Source organism: Youhaiella tibetensis (assembly GCF_008000755.1).
GTDB classification, from domain to species: Bacteria; Pseudomonadota; Alphaproteobacteria; order Rhizobiales; family Devosiaceae; genus Paradevosia; species Paradevosia tibetensis.
In genome coordinates, this window is sequence record NZ_CP041690.1 from 507850 (window position 1) to 522542 (window position 14693).

General features: G+C 64.1%; 15 protein-coding genes. 6 read left to right on the forward strand and 9 right to left on the reverse strand.

Going from position 1 to position 14693, the window contains the following annotated elements; translation table 11 throughout:
* Positions 1-31 precede the first annotated feature (31 nt).
* Both FNA67_RS02565 and FNA67_RS02570 read right to left on the reverse strand, forming a co-directional pair.
* On the reverse strand, positions 32-1228 hold the full coding sequence (locus tag FNA67_RS02565; protein WP_147654949.1) for a helix-turn-helix domain-containing protein: 1197 nt from the start codon (positions 1226-1228) through the stop codon (positions 32-34).
* Positions 1229-1257: 29 nt separating this feature from the next.
* On the reverse strand, positions 1258-1968 hold the full coding sequence (locus FNA67_RS02570) for a hypothetical protein (RefSeq protein WP_147654950.1): 711 nt from the start codon (positions 1966-1968) through the stop codon (positions 1258-1260).
* 139 nt (positions 1969-2107) lie between these two features.
* Between FNA67_RS02570 and FNA67_RS02575 the strand changes: the two genes are divergently transcribed.
* Complete coding sequence (locus tag FNA67_RS02575; RefSeq protein ID WP_147654951.1) at positions 2108-2662, forward strand: dihydrofolate reductase family protein; 555 nt, start codon at positions 2108-2110, stop codon at positions 2660-2662.
* A gap of 27 nt (positions 2663-2689) precedes the next feature.
* Here the strand turns inward: FNA67_RS02575 and lepA are convergent, their stop codons facing one another.
* Positions 2690-4495: a translation elongation factor 4 gene (gene lepA / locus FNA67_RS02580; protein ID WP_147654952.1), complete on the reverse strand. Its 1806-nt coding sequence runs from the start codon at positions 4493-4495 to the stop codon at positions 2690-2692.
* A gap of 187 nt (positions 4496-4682) precedes the next feature.
* Here lepA and FNA67_RS02585 point away from each other — a divergent pair, with 187 nt between their 5' ends.
* The 4 genes from FNA67_RS02585 to FNA67_RS02600 all read left to right on the forward strand — a co-directional run bounded on the left by FNA67_RS02585 (position 4683) and on the right by FNA67_RS02600 (position 8228).
* Positions 4683-5615: a LysR family transcriptional regulator gene (locus FNA67_RS02585; protein WP_147654953.1), complete on the forward strand. Its 933-nt coding sequence runs from the start codon at positions 4683-4685 to the stop codon at positions 5613-5615.
* Positions 5616-5642: 27 nt separating this feature from the next.
* Positions 5643-6422, forward strand: coding sequence for a DUF6228 family protein (locus FNA67_RS02590; RefSeq protein WP_147654954.1), 780 nt, complete (start codon positions 5643-5645; stop codon positions 6420-6422).
* A gap of 323 nt (positions 6423-6745) precedes the next feature.
* A complete protein-coding gene (locus FNA67_RS02595; protein ID WP_147654955.1) occupies positions 6746-7687 on the forward strand; it encodes an aldo/keto reductase in 942 nt (313 codons plus the stop codon).
* 1 nt (position 7688) lies between these two features.
* On the forward strand, positions 7689-8228 hold the full coding sequence (locus tag FNA67_RS02600; RefSeq protein ID WP_049707595.1) for a hypothetical protein: 540 nt from the start codon (positions 7689-7691) through the stop codon (positions 8226-8228).
* Here the strand turns inward: FNA67_RS02600 and FNA67_RS02605 are convergent.
* The 4 genes from FNA67_RS02605 to FNA67_RS02620 all read right to left on the reverse strand — a co-directional run bounded on the left by FNA67_RS02605 (position 8213) and on the right by FNA67_RS02620 (position 11628).
* Positions 8213-8953 (reverse strand): SDR family NAD(P)-dependent oxidoreductase, encoded by a 741-nt coding sequence (locus FNA67_RS02605; protein WP_049707596.1) that lies wholly within the window; start codon positions 8951-8953, stop codon positions 8213-8215. The two genes, FNA67_RS02600 and FNA67_RS02605, sit on opposite strands and share 16 nt — an antisense overlap.
* A gap of 159 nt (positions 8954-9112) precedes the next feature.
* Entirely contained in the window at positions 9113-9610 is a 498-nt protein-coding gene (locus tag FNA67_RS02610; RefSeq protein WP_170267186.1) for a 2,4'-dihydroxyacetophenone dioxygenase family protein, read from the reverse strand.
* 56 nt (positions 9611-9666) lie between these two features.
* On the reverse strand, positions 9667-10605 hold the full coding sequence (locus FNA67_RS02615) for a Gfo/Idh/MocA family protein (protein ID WP_147654956.1): 939 nt from the start codon (positions 10603-10605) through the stop codon (positions 9667-9669).
* Positions 10606-10824: 219 nt separating this feature from the next.
* Positions 10825-11628 (reverse strand): AraC family transcriptional regulator, encoded by an 804-nt coding sequence (locus FNA67_RS02620; RefSeq protein ID WP_147654957.1) that lies wholly within the window; start codon positions 11626-11628, stop codon positions 10825-10827.
* Positions 11629-11781: 153 nt separating this feature from the next.
* On the opposite strand from FNA67_RS02620, the gene FNA67_RS02625 reads away from it, so the two are divergent.
* Positions 11782-12957 carry an MFS transporter gene (locus FNA67_RS02625; protein WP_244616615.1) on the forward strand — a complete coding sequence of 392 codons (1176 nt, stop codon included), beginning with the start codon at positions 11782-11784 and terminating at the stop codon, positions 12955-12957.
* A 15-nt stretch (positions 12958-12972) separates the two neighbouring features.
* Here FNA67_RS02625 and FNA67_RS02630 read toward each other — a convergent pair whose 3' ends face one another.
* Both FNA67_RS02630 and FNA67_RS02635 read right to left on the reverse strand, forming a co-directional pair.
* Positions 12973-13335: a VOC family protein gene (locus FNA67_RS02630; RefSeq protein WP_147654958.1), complete on the reverse strand. Its 363-nt coding sequence runs from the start codon at positions 13333-13335 to the stop codon at positions 12973-12975.
* A gap of 11 nt (positions 13336-13346) precedes the next feature.
* Complete coding sequence (locus FNA67_RS02635) at positions 13347-14600, reverse strand: glycerate kinase type-2 family protein (RefSeq protein WP_147654959.1); 1254 nt, start codon at positions 14598-14600, stop codon at positions 13347-13349.
* Positions 14601-14693 lie beyond the last annotated feature (93 nt).

The window sequence follows — 14693 nt, forward strand, 5'->3', positions numbered from 1 at the left end:
TCTTATCCGACGGCGCTTGCTCATAGATTGCCTATCTCCTCGGAAACTGCAGGACCTCACCAGTACTACCCAGGCGCGAGGGCGACCGTGAGTCCGAGGTTCTTAGTTGAACTATCTCACCTTCCCTTTGAAGAAACCAACCTGATGGCAGCGAAGAAAGGTTCTCTATATCGGCAGCAGACATGGTGAATTCGAGGGATAGCAGGTCTTTTTTTGTTCTCACGCCCGAGGACACAATTAGATTCAGTGCATCTTTCAACGCCCTTGGAGGAGTTATCGCCCATTCCTGATCGAGAGGTTCTCCTCGATTCCAGCCTTTTGCTGAATAAAGTTTATAAAGATTGGTTGCGTGATCTTTTGGTATCATTTCCAGATCAGTTAGGCGGCGAATTTGGGCTTTAATAGACACCCTCCATCGCTCTTTTAGATAAAGAAATGAAGAAAGCGATAGAGAGTTTACTTCATATGGGTAGGTTGTGGATGGCATCAAGAACGCGCTCGCGAGGCGAAACGCCTGATCTTCAATCTCTTTTAGATTTTCTTCGAAATCCTCTGCCGAGACATTCTTATGCAGCACAGCATGAGCAAGCTCATGGGCGCCGTCCATCTGGCGGCGCGGAAAAGACATCTTGTCTGTAGCTAGCAAGATGTGTGGACGTACTTCTGATGAGGACCAACTGCAAAGGCCGTCAAGTCGTGACGTCCCCATCTCTATCGTGCCGACGATAATTCCAATTCGTTCAAGCAGCGGTACGATATCGCCGCAGGGCCCTTCGCCGACTCCCCAATAACGTCGAAGCTCCAAGGCGATGCTCTCAATGTCATCTTCTCTTAGTTGGCGCCATGATGCGCCGCCAAGTACATCGGGAATGTCGACCTCTGGGAAATCCACGTAGTGCTGGAGAGTCGAGCTAATCTCCTGCAACCAATTCATCTGAGCGCTTTGATAGCGAAGGTCCTGTACCGATGTAGACGTCAACTGCCGATGAAACATAGGCCGATCGGATTCGAAGGCTGGGCGCAAGAAATACTCTCGCCTGACCCCCAAAACGTGGGCAAGTGCAGAAAGGGCATCGGCGTCGGGTGCAATCTCTCCCTTCTCCCACCTGCTAACGCTACTTGACGCTACCTGCAGAAGCTCAGCTAATTGCTTCTGTGTCTTGATACGACGCGCGGCCCGGGCTTCTTGAAGCCGAGCCGGCACAAAGCCAAAGGTTCCGACGCGCATTGTGTACCTACCTACCCCGGGGAGGGGTGTTATTTAGTTCCCGTGTCTTCGTCAGGGCCGGCGGCCTCTGGGGGGACAAACGGAATTACTCGATCCCTAAGCTTCACCCCGCTCTCCGCGGCGTTGCTCGGCGGCAAGCCGTGGGCCTCCGGCGTTTCGTCTTTACCGGCCTTTAGGAATTTGTCGAGAGGCTCATAAAACAGGTAGCTGTCGTACTCGGCATCAATCACGCCAACAGCAATTTCCTCGATCCGACCTCCGCGAGCGCGATCCCTAGAGAAGAGCAGGAGGGCGAAAAGGTCGCCGATTTTCGGCCCATGATCGTCTAAGTCCAGCCTCGGCGTGAGATAATAGTTCAAGTTCACTGCCGCAGATCGAGATTTGTTCTTTGAGGGCAGGGTTCCAGGTTCGGGCATGGCGGCCAAACCAAGAATGATGCCTTGACCATCAATCTCACGCCGCAAGAACGGCTGAAAGACCTTAAGGTCGGTCCGTGGGATAATTCCCCCTTCCAGCAGGGTCCAACCCTGCTCCAAGCAGGCATCCTCAAACGCTTCTTCAAGCATGCGGAAGCGTAGCTGCCCTTCGCCGCCGCGAGCCCGCCGCTTGTCCTTAAGGCCGCAATGATCCCTGACGACTTCAAACGCCTTCAAGGCGCCAGCATGCAGTCGGTCTTCTATTCCAAGGAGAAGGTTCTTGGTAAGCGCCGGAGTGAGCCGGCGCCTGATATGCACGGTCATGTAGCGAATCCTTCGCAGATTGCGAGAGAGCCGATTTTGATCAGAAATTTTTGCGTAAAGCAAGGTCTGTCTGCGAAACGCGCCACGGCCACCGCCGCTGCACCTTCCCTTCCACCCCCGCCCATGCCATCTTCCCCCGATGGCCCCGCTCCGTTACTCCATAAATCTCACGCTCGACGGCTGCTGCGATCATCGGACCATTGAGCCGGACGAAGAGTTGCATCGTCGCGCGGCCGCGACGATTGCGCGGGCGGATGGGCTGCTGTTCGGGCGGATCACTTACGGGATGATGGAATCGGCCTGGCGGCTTTCGGGCGGGCGGCCGGACTGGATGGTCGACTGGATGATGCCGTTCGCCCAAACCATCGATGCGGCCAGGAAGTATGTGGTGTCGAGCACCCTGACCGAAGTGGACTGGAATGCCGAGCTCGTGCCCGCGGGCAGGCTTGAGGAGACTGTTCGGGAGCTCAAGCAGAAGTCGAGAACGGGCCTCTTTGTCGGGGGCGTCATGCTGCCGATGGCGCTGGCGGAGCTGGGACTGATCGACGAGTACGAGTTCGTCGTCCACCCCAGGATCATGGGGCACGGGCCGGCGCTGTTCGCGGGGATGTCAAAACCCCTCGATCTCAAGCTCGTGGATCGGCTGGAATACGGCTCGGGCGCGGTGGCGATGCGGTATGTGCCGAAGCGCTAGGCCCGGCGGGCGGAGGGCCTAAAGCCCTCACTCATCCCCCATCTTGAGCGCCTTGATAAACGCTTCCTGGGGGATTTCCACGCTGCCGAACTGGCGCATGCGCTTCTTGCCGGCCTTCTGCTTTTCGAGCAGCTTGCGCTTGCGCGTGGCGTCGCCGCCGTAGCACTTGGCGGTCACGTCCTTGCGCATGGCGCGCACGGTTTCGCGCGCGATGATCTTGCCGCCGATGGCCGCCTGGATCGGGATGACGAAGAGGTGCGGCGGGATCAGCTCCTTGAGCTTTTCGCACATCTGCCGTCCGCGCGACTCGGCGGCCGAGCGGTGCACCAGCATCGAGAGGGCATCCACCGGCTCGGCGTTGACGAGGATCGAGAGTTTTACCAGGTCACCCTCGCGGTAGTCGGCGAGGTTGTAGTCAAAGCTCGCATAGCCCTTCGAGATCGACTTGAGCCGATCGTAGAAATCGAACACCACCTCGTTGAGCGGCAGGTCGTACTCGACCATGGCGCGATTGCCCACATAGGAGAGGTTGCGCTGCACGCCGCGCCGGTCCTGGCAGAGTTTGAGGATCGCGCCCAGATATTCGTCGGGCGTCAGGATCGTCGCCTTGATCCAGGGCTCGCGGATTTCCTTGATCTTCATCACGTCCGGCAGATCGGCCGGATTGTGCAGGTGGATCATCTCGCCGCTGTTCATCTCGACCTCGTAGACCACCGAAGGCGCGGTGGCGATGAGATCGAGGTCGAACTCGCGGCTCAGGCGCTCCTGGATGATCTCGAGGTGCAAGAGGCCCAGGAAACCGCAGCGGAAGCCGAAGCCGAGGGCTGCCGAGGTTTCCATTTCGAACGAGAAGCTGGCGTCGTTGAGCCGGAGCTTGCCCATGGCGGCGCGCAGCTCGTCAAAGTCCGAGGCGTCCACGGGGAAGAGGCCGCAGAACACCACCGGCTGGGCCGGGCGGAAGCCGGGCAGCGGCTCGGCGGTGGGCTTCTTGTCGTCGGTGATGGTGTCGCCGACATTGGTATCGGCCACTTCCTTGATCGAGGCGGTGAACATGCCGATCTCGCCGGGCCCGAGCTCGGGCACTTCGATGAGCTTGGGCGTGAACACGCCGACCTTGTCGAGCTCGTAGACCGCGCCCGAGGCCATCATGCGGATCTTCTGGCCCTTCTTGATGGTGCCGTCGATGACGCGGATGAGGACCACGACACCGAGATAGGCGTCGTACCAGGAATCGACCAGCAGCGCCTTGAGCGGCGCGCTGACCTCGCCCTTGGGCGCCGGCAGGCGGGTGACGATGGCTTCGAGCACGGTGTCGATGCCCAGGCCCGTCTTGGCCGAGATCTCGAGCGCGTCCGAGGCATCGATGCCGATGACGTCCTCGATCTGCTGTTTTACGCGCGGGATGTCGGCGGCGGGCAGGTCGACCTTGTTGAGGACCGGCACGATCTCGTGGTTGGCGTCGAGCGCGTGGTAGACATTGGCCAGCGTCTGCGCCTCGACGCCTTGGGAGGCGTCCACGACGAGGAGCGAACCCTCGACGGCGGCCATGGAGCGCGACACTTCATAGGCGAAGTCGACGTGGCCGGGCGTGTCGATGAGGTTGAGGATATAGTCCTCGCCATCCTGGGCCCGGTACTTGAGGCGCACGGTCTGCGCCTTGATGGTGATGCCGCGCTCGCGCTCGATATCCATCGAATCGAGCACCTGCTCCTTCATTTCACGCGCTTCCAGCCCGCCCGTCATCTGGATCAGGCGGTCGGCGAGGGTCGATTTGCCATGGTCGATATGGGCGACGATGGAGAAATTGCGGATGTTCTTGAGCGGCACGGTCATGTGCGCGCTGATAGCAGGAAAGAAAGGGCCGCGCAAAGATGGTTTATGGCCCGTTAAGCGCGGAATTGCGCTCCATGCGCGCCGGTCACGCCCGCCTTGCGGCGCGCGCGGATTTTGCATCAAGATATGCGATGCTAAAGTGCGCCATGCGCCGGTTGGCGGCGCCTCGCATAAGTCTGGTTTATCCATGGACCTTGATCAGCTCAAAACCTTCGACCGCATCGCGCGCGACCTCAGTTTCACCAGGGCGGCGGCCGCGCTCAACGTCACCCAGGCCACGGTCTCCATGCGCATGCGCGCGCTCGAGGACCTTCTGGGCACCACGCTCTTCCATCGGGGTCGGCAGGTGACGCTGACCGACCAGGGCATGACGTTCCTGCCCTATGCGCGCAGGATCCTGGGTACGGCGCAGGAGGGGCGCGAGGCGTTGCGGCGGGTCGAGCGCGGGCGGGTGACGCTGGGTTCGCTGCGCACCATGGTCGCCCCGCTGATCACCGAGCCGCTGCTGCGCTTCCAGGAGGTCTACCCTGGCATCGACGTGGTGGTGACCGAGGGGCGCCACACCCAGATCATCGCCATGCTGCACGAGCGCGAGGTGGAGCTGGGCATCGTCTGCTGGCCCAATATCGACCCGCTGTGTCTCGATCTTGAGCCGCTGGTGGTGATGCGCGAGCGGGCGCCACTGGTGGTGTCGGCCGAGGTGGCCGAAAGGCTCGGGCCCAGGCCGGGCATCGAGGACGTGCTGGCCATCGTGCCGCAGGTGATTTCGCTGTTCTGGTGGCAGGTGGAACCGGACCAGGCCTCGGCACTGTGCCGCCGGGCGCGATCAAGCGTGGAACTCCCGGTCGAGCCGGCGCTGCGGCTGGTCGAGCGCGGCGAGGGCGTGGGGTATTTTCTGGACTCCTCGGTGCGCGAGGGGATCGCGGCGGGAAAACTCAAGGAGATTTCGCCGCCCGAGTTCGGGGAACTCTACCGCGACACGGCGCTGGTGGTGCGCTCGAAAGCCGTGCTGGAGCGGCCGATGCTGCGCGATTTTGCGCTGGAATTGGCCAAAGATTTCAGGTGCATGGGGCGGGTGATCGAGGATAGGCTTGTGGAGGATGTCGAGCGGGCGGCGTAAAGCTCGCAGGCAACATTGGAGGGGGCAATGGAAGTCGTACTTGGCAGCGAGGGCGGTAAGCTGCGGTTTGAGCAGGTGGAGACAAACACCGAGTTCACCTGCTTACTCGTGCGTCTCGACGATGGCGACTTCAGTGGATCTACGAACATCTGGGAGGGACGGGAAGTGCGGCCTACATTGGCCCCGTTCTTCGAAGAGCTGGCTCGCAATTGGCGAGGGTGGGCTGGTGTGCTGGAGTGGGAGGATATCGACCACCACCTGACGCTGAAGGCCAAACACGACGGCAGGGGGCGCGTATTGATGGCCGTGTCGTTGCGGCCCGATTTCGGTGAATTTGACCGCGAGTTACGCGGTGGCATCGTCCTTGATGCAGGGCAGCTCGATGCGATCGCTGCCGAACTCGGCAATCTCGTGCCGCAGCAGCAACAGCTGCTCATTGGCGTTGGGAGCGGCAAGCTCATATTCGGTTCGCCGACCTTGGAGGATGACACGACCGTTGTCGGGGTGACCTACCTCAACGGCACTATTTCCGGCACAGCGAATATCTGGGATGAACTCTATTGCATTCCTCCCGGTGGCCGGCCTCACGAGTTTTTCAGGGCGCTGGCAGATGATTGGCGTGGCTGGGAGGGCGAGCGCGTTTGGAGAGACACCTCAGGGAATTCCGTCTGGCGCGCGAGGAATGACGGTGTCAGTCGCGTCAGCCTGGCTTCTAGACTCGCCCGTCGATCTGAAGATCTCCGGAGGGCTGTATATCGAACTAGGTCAGTTGTCTCGCATTGCCGACCGAATGGAAGTGCTGTTTGACCGGCCGGATTGGGCCAACCTCGGGCCGAACGCCAAGAAAAGCTGAAACTCACTTGCATATTGCGGGATTCCATCAAGGCTCTTCCCCGGCGGAGGCCGGGGTTCAGCGATGGGTTGCGCGCGTGTGGGACCTCCAATAGGCCCCCGCTTTCGCCGGAGTGTCGGAGCGGTGCACAGCGACCGCTCGGCTCCCCCCCAATTCCAATCTCCATCGTATTTTAGCGATGGATTTTCCACTCCCCTGCTTGGCAAGGCGCCCCTGACCGGCTTAGCCTGACCGTCTCTCCAACTCCCCTCAACCACACGACTATTCGGAGACTTACATGACCAAGCGCCGCCTCGGCCGCTCTGAGCTGTTCATCGATCCCCTGGTGCTGGGCACCAATGTGTTCGGGTGGACGGCGGACGAGAAGACTTCGTTCGATATCCTGGATGCCTTCGTGGGTGAGGGGTTTACCGCCATCGACACCGCCGATGCCTATTCGCGCTGGGTGCCGGGCAATGACAGTGAATCGGAAAGGATCATCGGTCGCTGGCTCAAGGCGCGCGGGAACCGCGACAAGGTGCTGATCTTCACCAAGGTCGGCTCGGACATGGGCCAGGGCAAGCGCGACCTTTCGGCCAAGTGGATCGCCGAGGCGGTCGAGAACTCGCTCAAGCGCCTGCAAACCGACTATATCGACCTCTACCAGAGCCATTGGCCCGACCCGACGGTCACCCAGGAAGAAACGCTTTCCGCCTATGACAAGCTCATCAAGGCGGGCAAGGTTCGCTATATCGGCGCCTCCAACTACGACAAGGCTCTGCTCACCGAAGCGCTCAAGCTCGCCGACGAGCTGGGCCTGCCGCGCTACGAGACACTGCAGAACGAATACAACCTCGTCACCCGCGACAAGTACGAGGGCGAAGTGCAGAACCTGCTGATCAAGAACGGGCTTTCGGCCATCACCTATTACGGGCTGGCGGCGGGGTTCCTCTCCGGAAAGTACCGCAAGCCCGAAGACCTGGTCGGGGCGCGCTCGGGTTCGGTGCAGCGCTATTTCAACGACAAGGGCCTGAAGGTGCTGGCGGCGATGGACGATGTGTCCGGGCGCACCGGAGCGGCCCTGGCCGAGATCGCGCTGGCCTGGGTGGCGGCGCAGCCGGGCGTCGCGGCGCCGCTGGCGTCGGCAACCTCGACGACGCAGCTGCAGAGCCTCGTGCGCGGGGCGCGGCTGACGCTGGCGGCCGAGGACGTAAAGCTCCTCAACGACGCAGGCAAGTAAGATGCCGAGCCGGCTTCTCGCCTGGGTGGTACTGGTGCTGATGAGTACTGCTGCCGCCGCGGGCGAGGAGCCGGGCTGGCATTTTTCGCCGCTGGCCGGAGAAGGAGACCGCGCGGCCATGGGCTGTACGCTCGATACGACGAGCGTGAGCTATACCTGCCTTGTCGTCCGGTGCGCCGATGACTTTTCGGTGGCGCTGCATCTGCACACCAGCCGCGCGGGCGGCCCGGCAGGGCGCTGGGAACTGACGTTCGACCGGCAGACCTTTCCGACGATCGCGGTGCCCGATGCCTCGCCCTATGGGGCGCGGATCGAGGGTGACGTCGCCGGGATCATCGAGGCGATCGAGCAGGGCGCGACCGGTTACATCGAGCCGGTCGAGGGCGCGCGGGGCAACAGCTCGCGGCTGCCGCTAAAGGCCTCGCTGCTGACGATCCGGCAGGCACTCTATTTCTGCGCGCCGCGCACGGAAGCGGGGCAGGAAACGCCGCCCGATATCGTGCCGCCGATGCCGCGCGAGCGCCCTCACACCGAAAGATAGCCGCCGTCCACGGGCAGGATGGCGCCGGTGATGAAGCCGGCGAGCGGGGAGCAGAGGAAGAGCGCGGCGCCGGTCAGGTCGTCGGGCCGGCCCCAGCGGCCCATCGGCGTGCGCCCGAGAATGGCGCTGTTGCGGGCATGGTCCTCGCGCAGGGCATTGGTGAGCGGGGTCTCGATCCAGCCGGGCGCGATGGCGTTGACGCGGATTTCTTCGGGCGCATAGGCGATGGCGAGCGAGCGGGTGAGCTGGGCTATGCCGCCCTTGGAGGCGGAATAGCCGGGCACGAGACTGCCGCCGAGGAAGGACAGCACCGAGGCCGTGTTGAGGATGGCGCCGCCCCGTCGCGCCAGGAGCGGGCGGCAGGCCGTGCAGAGGCGCATCGTGCCGGTGAGGTTGACGTCGACCACCTCGGCGAAGACGTCCGGATCGTGCTCGTCGCCGCGCCGGATGATGCCGGCGCAGTTGACGAGCACGTCGAGGCTTTCGAGCTTGTTGACGAATTCGTCGATGGCGAGGTCTTCGCGCACGTCGAGTTCGGCGAAGTCGATGAAGGGTTTTTCGGCCTGGGCGGCCGCGAGTTCGGACTTACCGACGCCAGTGGCGAAGACCTTCGCGCCCGCATCGGCGAAAGCGCCGGCTATGGCCAGCCCAATCCCGGACGTGCCGCCGGAAACGAGAACGGTCTTGCCGTCGAAATAGTCCAGTGCCCAGGTGCCGGTAGTCATGGTGTCCTCGTTAGCGTTTGAGTCTGGGGCTGCCCCTCACCCGGCCTGTCGGCCACCCTCTCCCCGACGGGGCGAGGGCGTTGAGGCACGATCGAGCGACAAATCCCCTCGCCCCCTCGGGGAGAGGGTGCCCGAAGGGCGGGTGAGGGGACGCCACAATCACCGCACGAACTGGTCCACATAATCGGCGCCCAGTCCCACGTTCACATAATGTCGTCGGCACATGTCGATCTTGGTGAAGACGTCTTCGAGGCCGACCTGGCGGTTGTTCTCGTCGAGGTAGATCATGCAGCCGGAGATGTTGAAGAAGGTGATCATCTCCTCGCAGTCCTCGGGGACGGTGAGGGTGTGGATCTCGCCGGGCGGCTCGAAGACGTAGGAGCCCGTCTCGGCCACCCAGTCGTGTTCGAGATAGTGCCAGCGGCCCTTGATGACGTAGCCGTGGACGGGCGAGGGATGGAGGTGGCGCGAGAGGATGCCGGCGCGGCGGACGCGCAGGAGGTTGCACCACTGACCCTGGCGGGTGTTGAGCATAAGGGGGCGGAACCAGACGCCTTCGGCCTGGGGCACCCAGACACGCTCGTCGGAAGGCACGGCCACGACGGCGATCTCGGGGACCGCCAGCGGATGGGTCGAGCCCTTCATGTTGTCGTACATTGACAATTCCTCCCCGGAGCCTGCCGGGGAGGTTAAGCCGGAGAGCCGGTCTCAGTCTACCAGTGGAACTCGTCCACGTTGTAGCGCGAGGCGAGCAGGAACGCGTCGGCGGTGAGGCGCAGGGGCGCGTCTTCGACTTCGCTCTTGCCCTTCTTCAGGAGCTCGGCGAAGTGCTCGTAGATGCGCTCGTATTCCTCGGACGGGGCTTCGACCTTGGTCTTGCCGTTGACCTTGAGGACGGTGCCGCCCTTTTCGAGCTTGAGCTCGTTCCCATCGAGCGTCTGGATGGTAATGGTCCAGATCTCCCCCGATTCCTCGAGCCAGTTGAAGCCCGCGCTCATTTCCGGCTGGTGCGGCTCGCTGGACTTGAAGACGATCTCGGCATCCACCGGGCTCTGCCGGTTGGACGGGAATTTCAGCACCGCGCTTTTGACGAAGACCGGGAACGGCATGATCTTGGTGAAGATCGAGAGCGCGTTGATGCCCGGATCGCAGACGCCGAAGCCGCCGGCTTCCCACACCCAGTCCTGGCCCGGATGCCACTTGCGCACGCTCTCGCGCCAGTCGATGCGGACGGAAGCCACGCCCTGCTTCCTGAGGATCGACTTGGCCTTGTCGACGGCCGCGTTATAGCGCGAGTGCCAGGTCTGGAAGAGCACGAGGTTCTTCTTCTTGGCGTAGGCGCGCAGGTCGTCGAGTTCGGAAATGGTGGGGGTCGGCGGCTTTTCCATCAGCACGTCCTTGCCGTGGTCGAGCGCCTCGCGGACGATGGCGTGGCGGACGGAGGGCGGCGTGCAGACGGCGACGAGGTTGACCTCGGGCATGGCGCGGTAGAGCTCGGCGGCGGTCTTGAACACCGGGACATCGCCGTGGCCGATGCCGCGCGTCGAGACGCAGGCGGCGAGCTCGAAATCCTTGCTCTTGTCGATCACCGGCAGGTGCTGGTCCTGCGAGATCTTGCCGATGCCGATAACCGCGATCTTCCGTTTTGCCAAAGCATCCTCCCCTGGAAAGGCGGGGGTATGAAACAGGCTGCGTGTAACGATGCAAGGGGAATGTTGGCGGGGGATGGGGGATTTTGGGCGGGGCGGGGATGGGGCTCACCCCCACCCTCGGTCCCTCCCCACAAGGGGGAGGGATGCGATGGCGCGCGATCGTGGCGGTAGGGCTCCCTCCCTCCCGTGGGGTGGGGACGAGGGTGGGGGCGCGCGCCCTTAGCCGCTGCCGAAATACCCGCGCGGCGGGGAGCCGAGCATGCGCTTGAACATGGTGGTGAAGGCGGCGACGCTGTCATAGCCGAGGTCGAGCGCCACGCTCGTTACCGCTTCGCCGGCGGCCAGGCGCGGCAGGGCGGTGAAGAGGCAGGCCTGCTGGCGCCAGGTGGAGAGGCTCAGACCCGTTTCGCGCCGGAAGGCGCGGGTGAAGGTGCGCCGGCTCATGGCAAGCCGGTCGGCCCAGTCGTCGATGACCAGGTGCGGCGAGGGGTTGTCGATGAAGCGCCGGCAGAGGGCGATGAGCCGTGGATCGGCGGGGAAAGGCAGGCCGAGCGGCGCTTCGGGAAGGCGGGGGATGGAATCGAGGAGCAGCGCCATCACCATGCCGGCGCGGGCATCGTCCGGGCGACCATAGGGCTGCATGTTGGCTTCGACGACGAGGGCCCGCGTGAGATCGTCGAGCGCGACCACCCGCAACGCTTCGGGAAGGCCCGGCACGGCCCGGGGCTGGACATAGACCGAGAGCATGTTGACGCCGCCGAGCATTTCGACGGCGTGCTCGACCTCGGGCGGAATCCACATGGCGTGGCCGGGCGGCACCATCCAGCGGCCGATGGCCGAGGTGACCATGACGACGCCTGTGCGGGCGTAAAGGAGCTGCGCGCGCGAATGGTGGTGCGGCTTCACCCGGTAGCCGGACGGGTAATGCGTGGGGATGGCGAAGACGGGCCCCGACGCCGCCTCGATGGTGGCGATGCGCGAGGCGTGGAGGGCCTCGAGGTCCTTTTGCTGGGATTTCGTCATGCCGTGGCCCACTCGCGAAGATAATCGACCAGAGCACGAAAGCAGGACGCGCGCAATCGGCCTAAGGAGAGCGCTCGAATTGAGGAGTTTCCAATCGTGGCCGATACCACCGCGACTGCCCGGGAGACGGGCGCCCCACCCGCAGCCAACCCCATGAGCGAGACGGCCTTCGCCGTCATCATGGCGGTCAGCCTCGGCCATCTTCTCAACGACACCATGCAGTCGCTCATTCCCGCGCTCTATCCCATGCTCAAGGATAGCTACGGGCTCGACTTCACCCAGATCGGCATCCTGGGCTTCGTCTTCCAGGTGACGGCATCCCTGCTGCAGCCGGTGGTGGGCATCTATACCGACAAGCGCCCGCTGCCCTATTCGCTCTCGATCGGCATGGGCTTCACGCTCATCGGGCTGGTCTTCCTCGCCTTCGCCAACGCCTATTGGCTGCTGCTGGTGGGCGCGAGCTTCGTGGGCCTGGGCTCATCGGTCTTCCATCCGGAAGCCTCGCGCGTGGCGCGGCTGGCGTCGGGCGGGCGGCACGGGCTGGCGCAATCGCTCTTCCAGGTGGGCGGCAATATCGGTTCGGCCATCGGTCCGCTGCTCGCCGCCTTCATCGTGCTGCCGCGCGGACAGGTGAGCGTTTCCTGGTTCTCGGGCGTGGCGCTGGTGGGCATGCTCGTCCTTTACGGCGTGGGCCGCTGGTACGCCGCGCACCGGGCGGCCAATGCCGGGCGCAAGCCACCGGCCCCGGCGCTGGTGCTGCCGCGCCCGGTGGTGATCCGCACCATCGCCATTCTCGTGCTGCTCACGCTCTCCAAGCACCTCTACATGACCAGCATATCGAGCTTTTATACGTTCTACGTCATCGACCGCTTCGGGGTTTCGGTCCAGGACGCGCAGATCCTGCTCTTCGTCTTCCTTGCGGCCGTCGCCATCGGCACGGTCGCCGGCGGGCCTGTGATGGACCGGTTCGGGACGCGCTTCACCATCTGGTTCTCGATCCTGGGCGCGCTGCCGTTCACCCTGGTCCTGCCCTATGTCGACTTCACCTGGACGGTGATCCTGACATTCGTCATCGGCGTGATCCTGGCCTCGGCCTTCTCGGCCATCGTCGTCTTCGCCCAGGAACTGGTGCCGGGCCGGGTGGGCATGGTCGCCGGGCTCTTCTTCGGCCTTGCCTTCGGCATCGGCGGCATCGGCGCGGCGGTGCTGGGGATCGTGGCGGACCGCTCCAGCATCGAGTTCGTCTTCAAGCTGTGCTCGTTCCTGCCGTTCCTGGGCCTGCTGACCGTCTTCCTGCCGCCCATCGGCAAGGGACGAGCCCGCGCCTAAGGCCAGATGGCGGCCCTATTCGGGGCCGCCTTCGCTCGCCGGCTCCCAGAGCTCGATCGGATTACCCTCCGGATCGATGATGCGCGCGAAGCGCCCGACCTCCGGGCTCGCGTCCCACTCGGCCCGCGTCTCGATGGCGATGCCCCTGGCCTTGAGCCGGGCGATGAGCCCGTCGAGGTCCGAAACGCGGAAATTGATCATCCACTGCCGGTCGGCGGGAAAGTAGTCGGAACTGGCGTCGAACGGGGCAAAGACGGTCATGCCCGCCTGCTGCTGCCAGAAGTTGGTGACCCCCAGATGCGTCTCGTACCATTCGGCGAGCGCCTTTGGGTCCCTGGCCCTGAAAAACACCCCGCCGATCCCGTTGACCCCGGTCATGCCGGCCTCCCCTAGCGCACGATGATGGCGCGAAAATCGTTGACATTGGTGCCGGTCGGACCGCTGACCAGCAGGTCGCCGATGGCCGCGAAAGCCGAATAGGCGTCGTTGTCGGCGAGCGCCGCCAGCGGGTCGATGCCCGCCGCACGCATGCGCGTGGCGCTGGTGCCGTCGGCAAAGGCCCCGGCATTGTCCTCCGACCCGTCGATACCGTCGGTATCGGCAGCCAGCGCCGATATGCCCGCGACCCCATCGATGGCGATGGCCAAAGCCAGCAGGAACTCGGCGTTGCGCCCGCCCCGGCCATTGCCTCGCAGGGTCACCGTGGTCTCGCCGCCCGAAAGCATGGCGACCGGCGCCGTGAACGGACGGTTGCGCGACTTGACCTCGCGGGCGATGGCGGCATGGACCTGGGCCACGTCGCGCGCCTCCCCTTCGATGGCGTCCGAAAGGATCACCGGATTGACGGCAGCCTGCCGGGCGCGCCGGGCCGCCGCCTCGAGCGAGAGGGACGCGGAGGCGATGACGTTCACGCTGTTGCGCGCGAGGCGCGGATCGTCGGGGCGCGGGGAGGGGTTGTCGGTCGAGGCCAGCAGGGCCTGCGCCTCTTCGGGCAGGGCGATCCGATAGACATTGACCAGCTTGCGCACCATTTCGCGGGTGGTGGCGAGGGGCACGGTGGGACCGGAGGCAACGAGCGCCGGGTCGTCCCCGGGTACGTCAGAGACCACCAGCGTCGCCACGCGCGCCGGATAGGCCAGGGCCGCCAGGCGCCCGCCCTTGACCAGCGAGAGCTCGTTGCGGATGGCGTTCATCACCCCGATGGGCGCCCCCGACGCCAGAAGGGACTGGTTGACCGCCTGCTCGGTTTCGAAGGTCAGGCCGGCGGCCGGGGCGGGCAACAGCGCCGAGCCGCCCCCCGAGATCAGCGCCACGACCAGATCATCGGGAGAGAGCCCCGAGAGCCTCTCGATGACCCGGCGCGCCGCCAGGAACCCGGCATTGTCCGGCACCGGGTGGGCGGCCTCCACGATCTCGATGCGATCGCAGGGCGTGCCATAGCCGTAGCGGGTTACCACCAGCCCATCGATGGGGCCCTCCCAGGCCTCTTCGAACGCCCGTGCCATCTGCGCGGAGGCCTTGCCCGCCCCGATGACGATGGTGCGTCCCTTGGGCCTGGGGGGAAGGTGCGCCTTCACCGCCGGACCCGGCTGGGCCGCGGCCACGGCCGCCTTGAACAAATCCTCGAGCAGGGCGCGGTCCATTGTCTCTATCGTCTGGTTGGCGATGCCTCACCATGTCGCGGCTTTCGACGCATTGTCCAGTTGTCAAATCGCTGACATCAAAGTCTTCTACCG

What these genes read in the sequence shown, in the direction of transcription:
- FNA67_RS02565 (WP_147654949.1), bottom strand. Translation starts at nt 1,228, where the DNA reads ATGCGCGTCGGAACCTTTGGCTTTGTGCCGGCTCGGCTTCAAGAAGCC.
- FNA67_RS02570 (WP_147654950.1), bottom strand. Translation starts at nt 1,968, where the DNA reads ATGACCGTGCATATCAGGCGCCGGCTCACTCCGGCGCTTACCAAGAAC.
- FNA67_RS02575 (WP_147654951.1), top strand. Translation starts at nt 2,108, where the DNA reads ATGGCCCCGCTCCGTTACTCCATAAATCTCACGCTCGACGGCTGCTGC.
- lepA (WP_147654952.1), bottom strand. Translation starts at nt 4,495, where the DNA reads ATGACCGTGCCGCTCAAGAACATCCGCAATTTCTCCATCGTCGCCCAT.
- FNA67_RS02585 (WP_147654953.1), top strand. Translation starts at nt 4,683, where the DNA reads ATGGACCTTGATCAGCTCAAAACCTTCGACCGCATCGCGCGCGACCTC.
- FNA67_RS02590 (WP_147654954.1), top strand. Translation starts at nt 5,643, where the DNA reads ATGGAAGTCGTACTTGGCAGCGAGGGCGGTAAGCTGCGGTTTGAGCAG.
- FNA67_RS02595 (WP_147654955.1), top strand. Translation starts at nt 6,746, where the DNA reads ATGACCAAGCGCCGCCTCGGCCGCTCTGAGCTGTTCATCGATCCCCTG.
- FNA67_RS02600 (WP_049707595.1), top strand. Translation starts at nt 7,689, where the DNA reads ATGCCGAGCCGGCTTCTCGCCTGGGTGGTACTGGTGCTGATGAGTACT.
- FNA67_RS02605 (WP_049707596.1), bottom strand. Translation starts at nt 8,953, where the DNA reads ATGACTACCGGCACCTGGGCACTGGACTATTTCGACGGCAAGACCGTT.
- FNA67_RS02610 (WP_170267186.1), bottom strand. Translation starts at nt 9,610, where the DNA reads ATGTACGACAACATGAAGGGCTCGACCCATCCGCTGGCGGTCCCCGAG.
- FNA67_RS02620 (WP_147654957.1), bottom strand. Translation starts at nt 11,628, where the DNA reads ATGACGAAATCCCAGCAAAAGGACCTCGAGGCCCTCCACGCCTCGCGC.
- FNA67_RS02625 (WP_244616615.1), top strand. Translation starts at nt 11,782, where the DNA reads ATGAGCGAGACGGCCTTCGCCGTCATCATGGCGGTCAGCCTCGGCCAT.
- FNA67_RS02630 (WP_147654958.1), bottom strand. Translation starts at nt 13,335, where the DNA reads ATGACCGGGGTCAACGGGATCGGCGGGGTGTTTTTCAGGGCCAGGGAC.
- FNA67_RS02635 (WP_147654959.1), bottom strand. Translation starts at nt 14,600, where the DNA reads ATGGACCGCGCCCTGCTCGAGGATTTGTTCAAGGCGGCCGTGGCCGCG.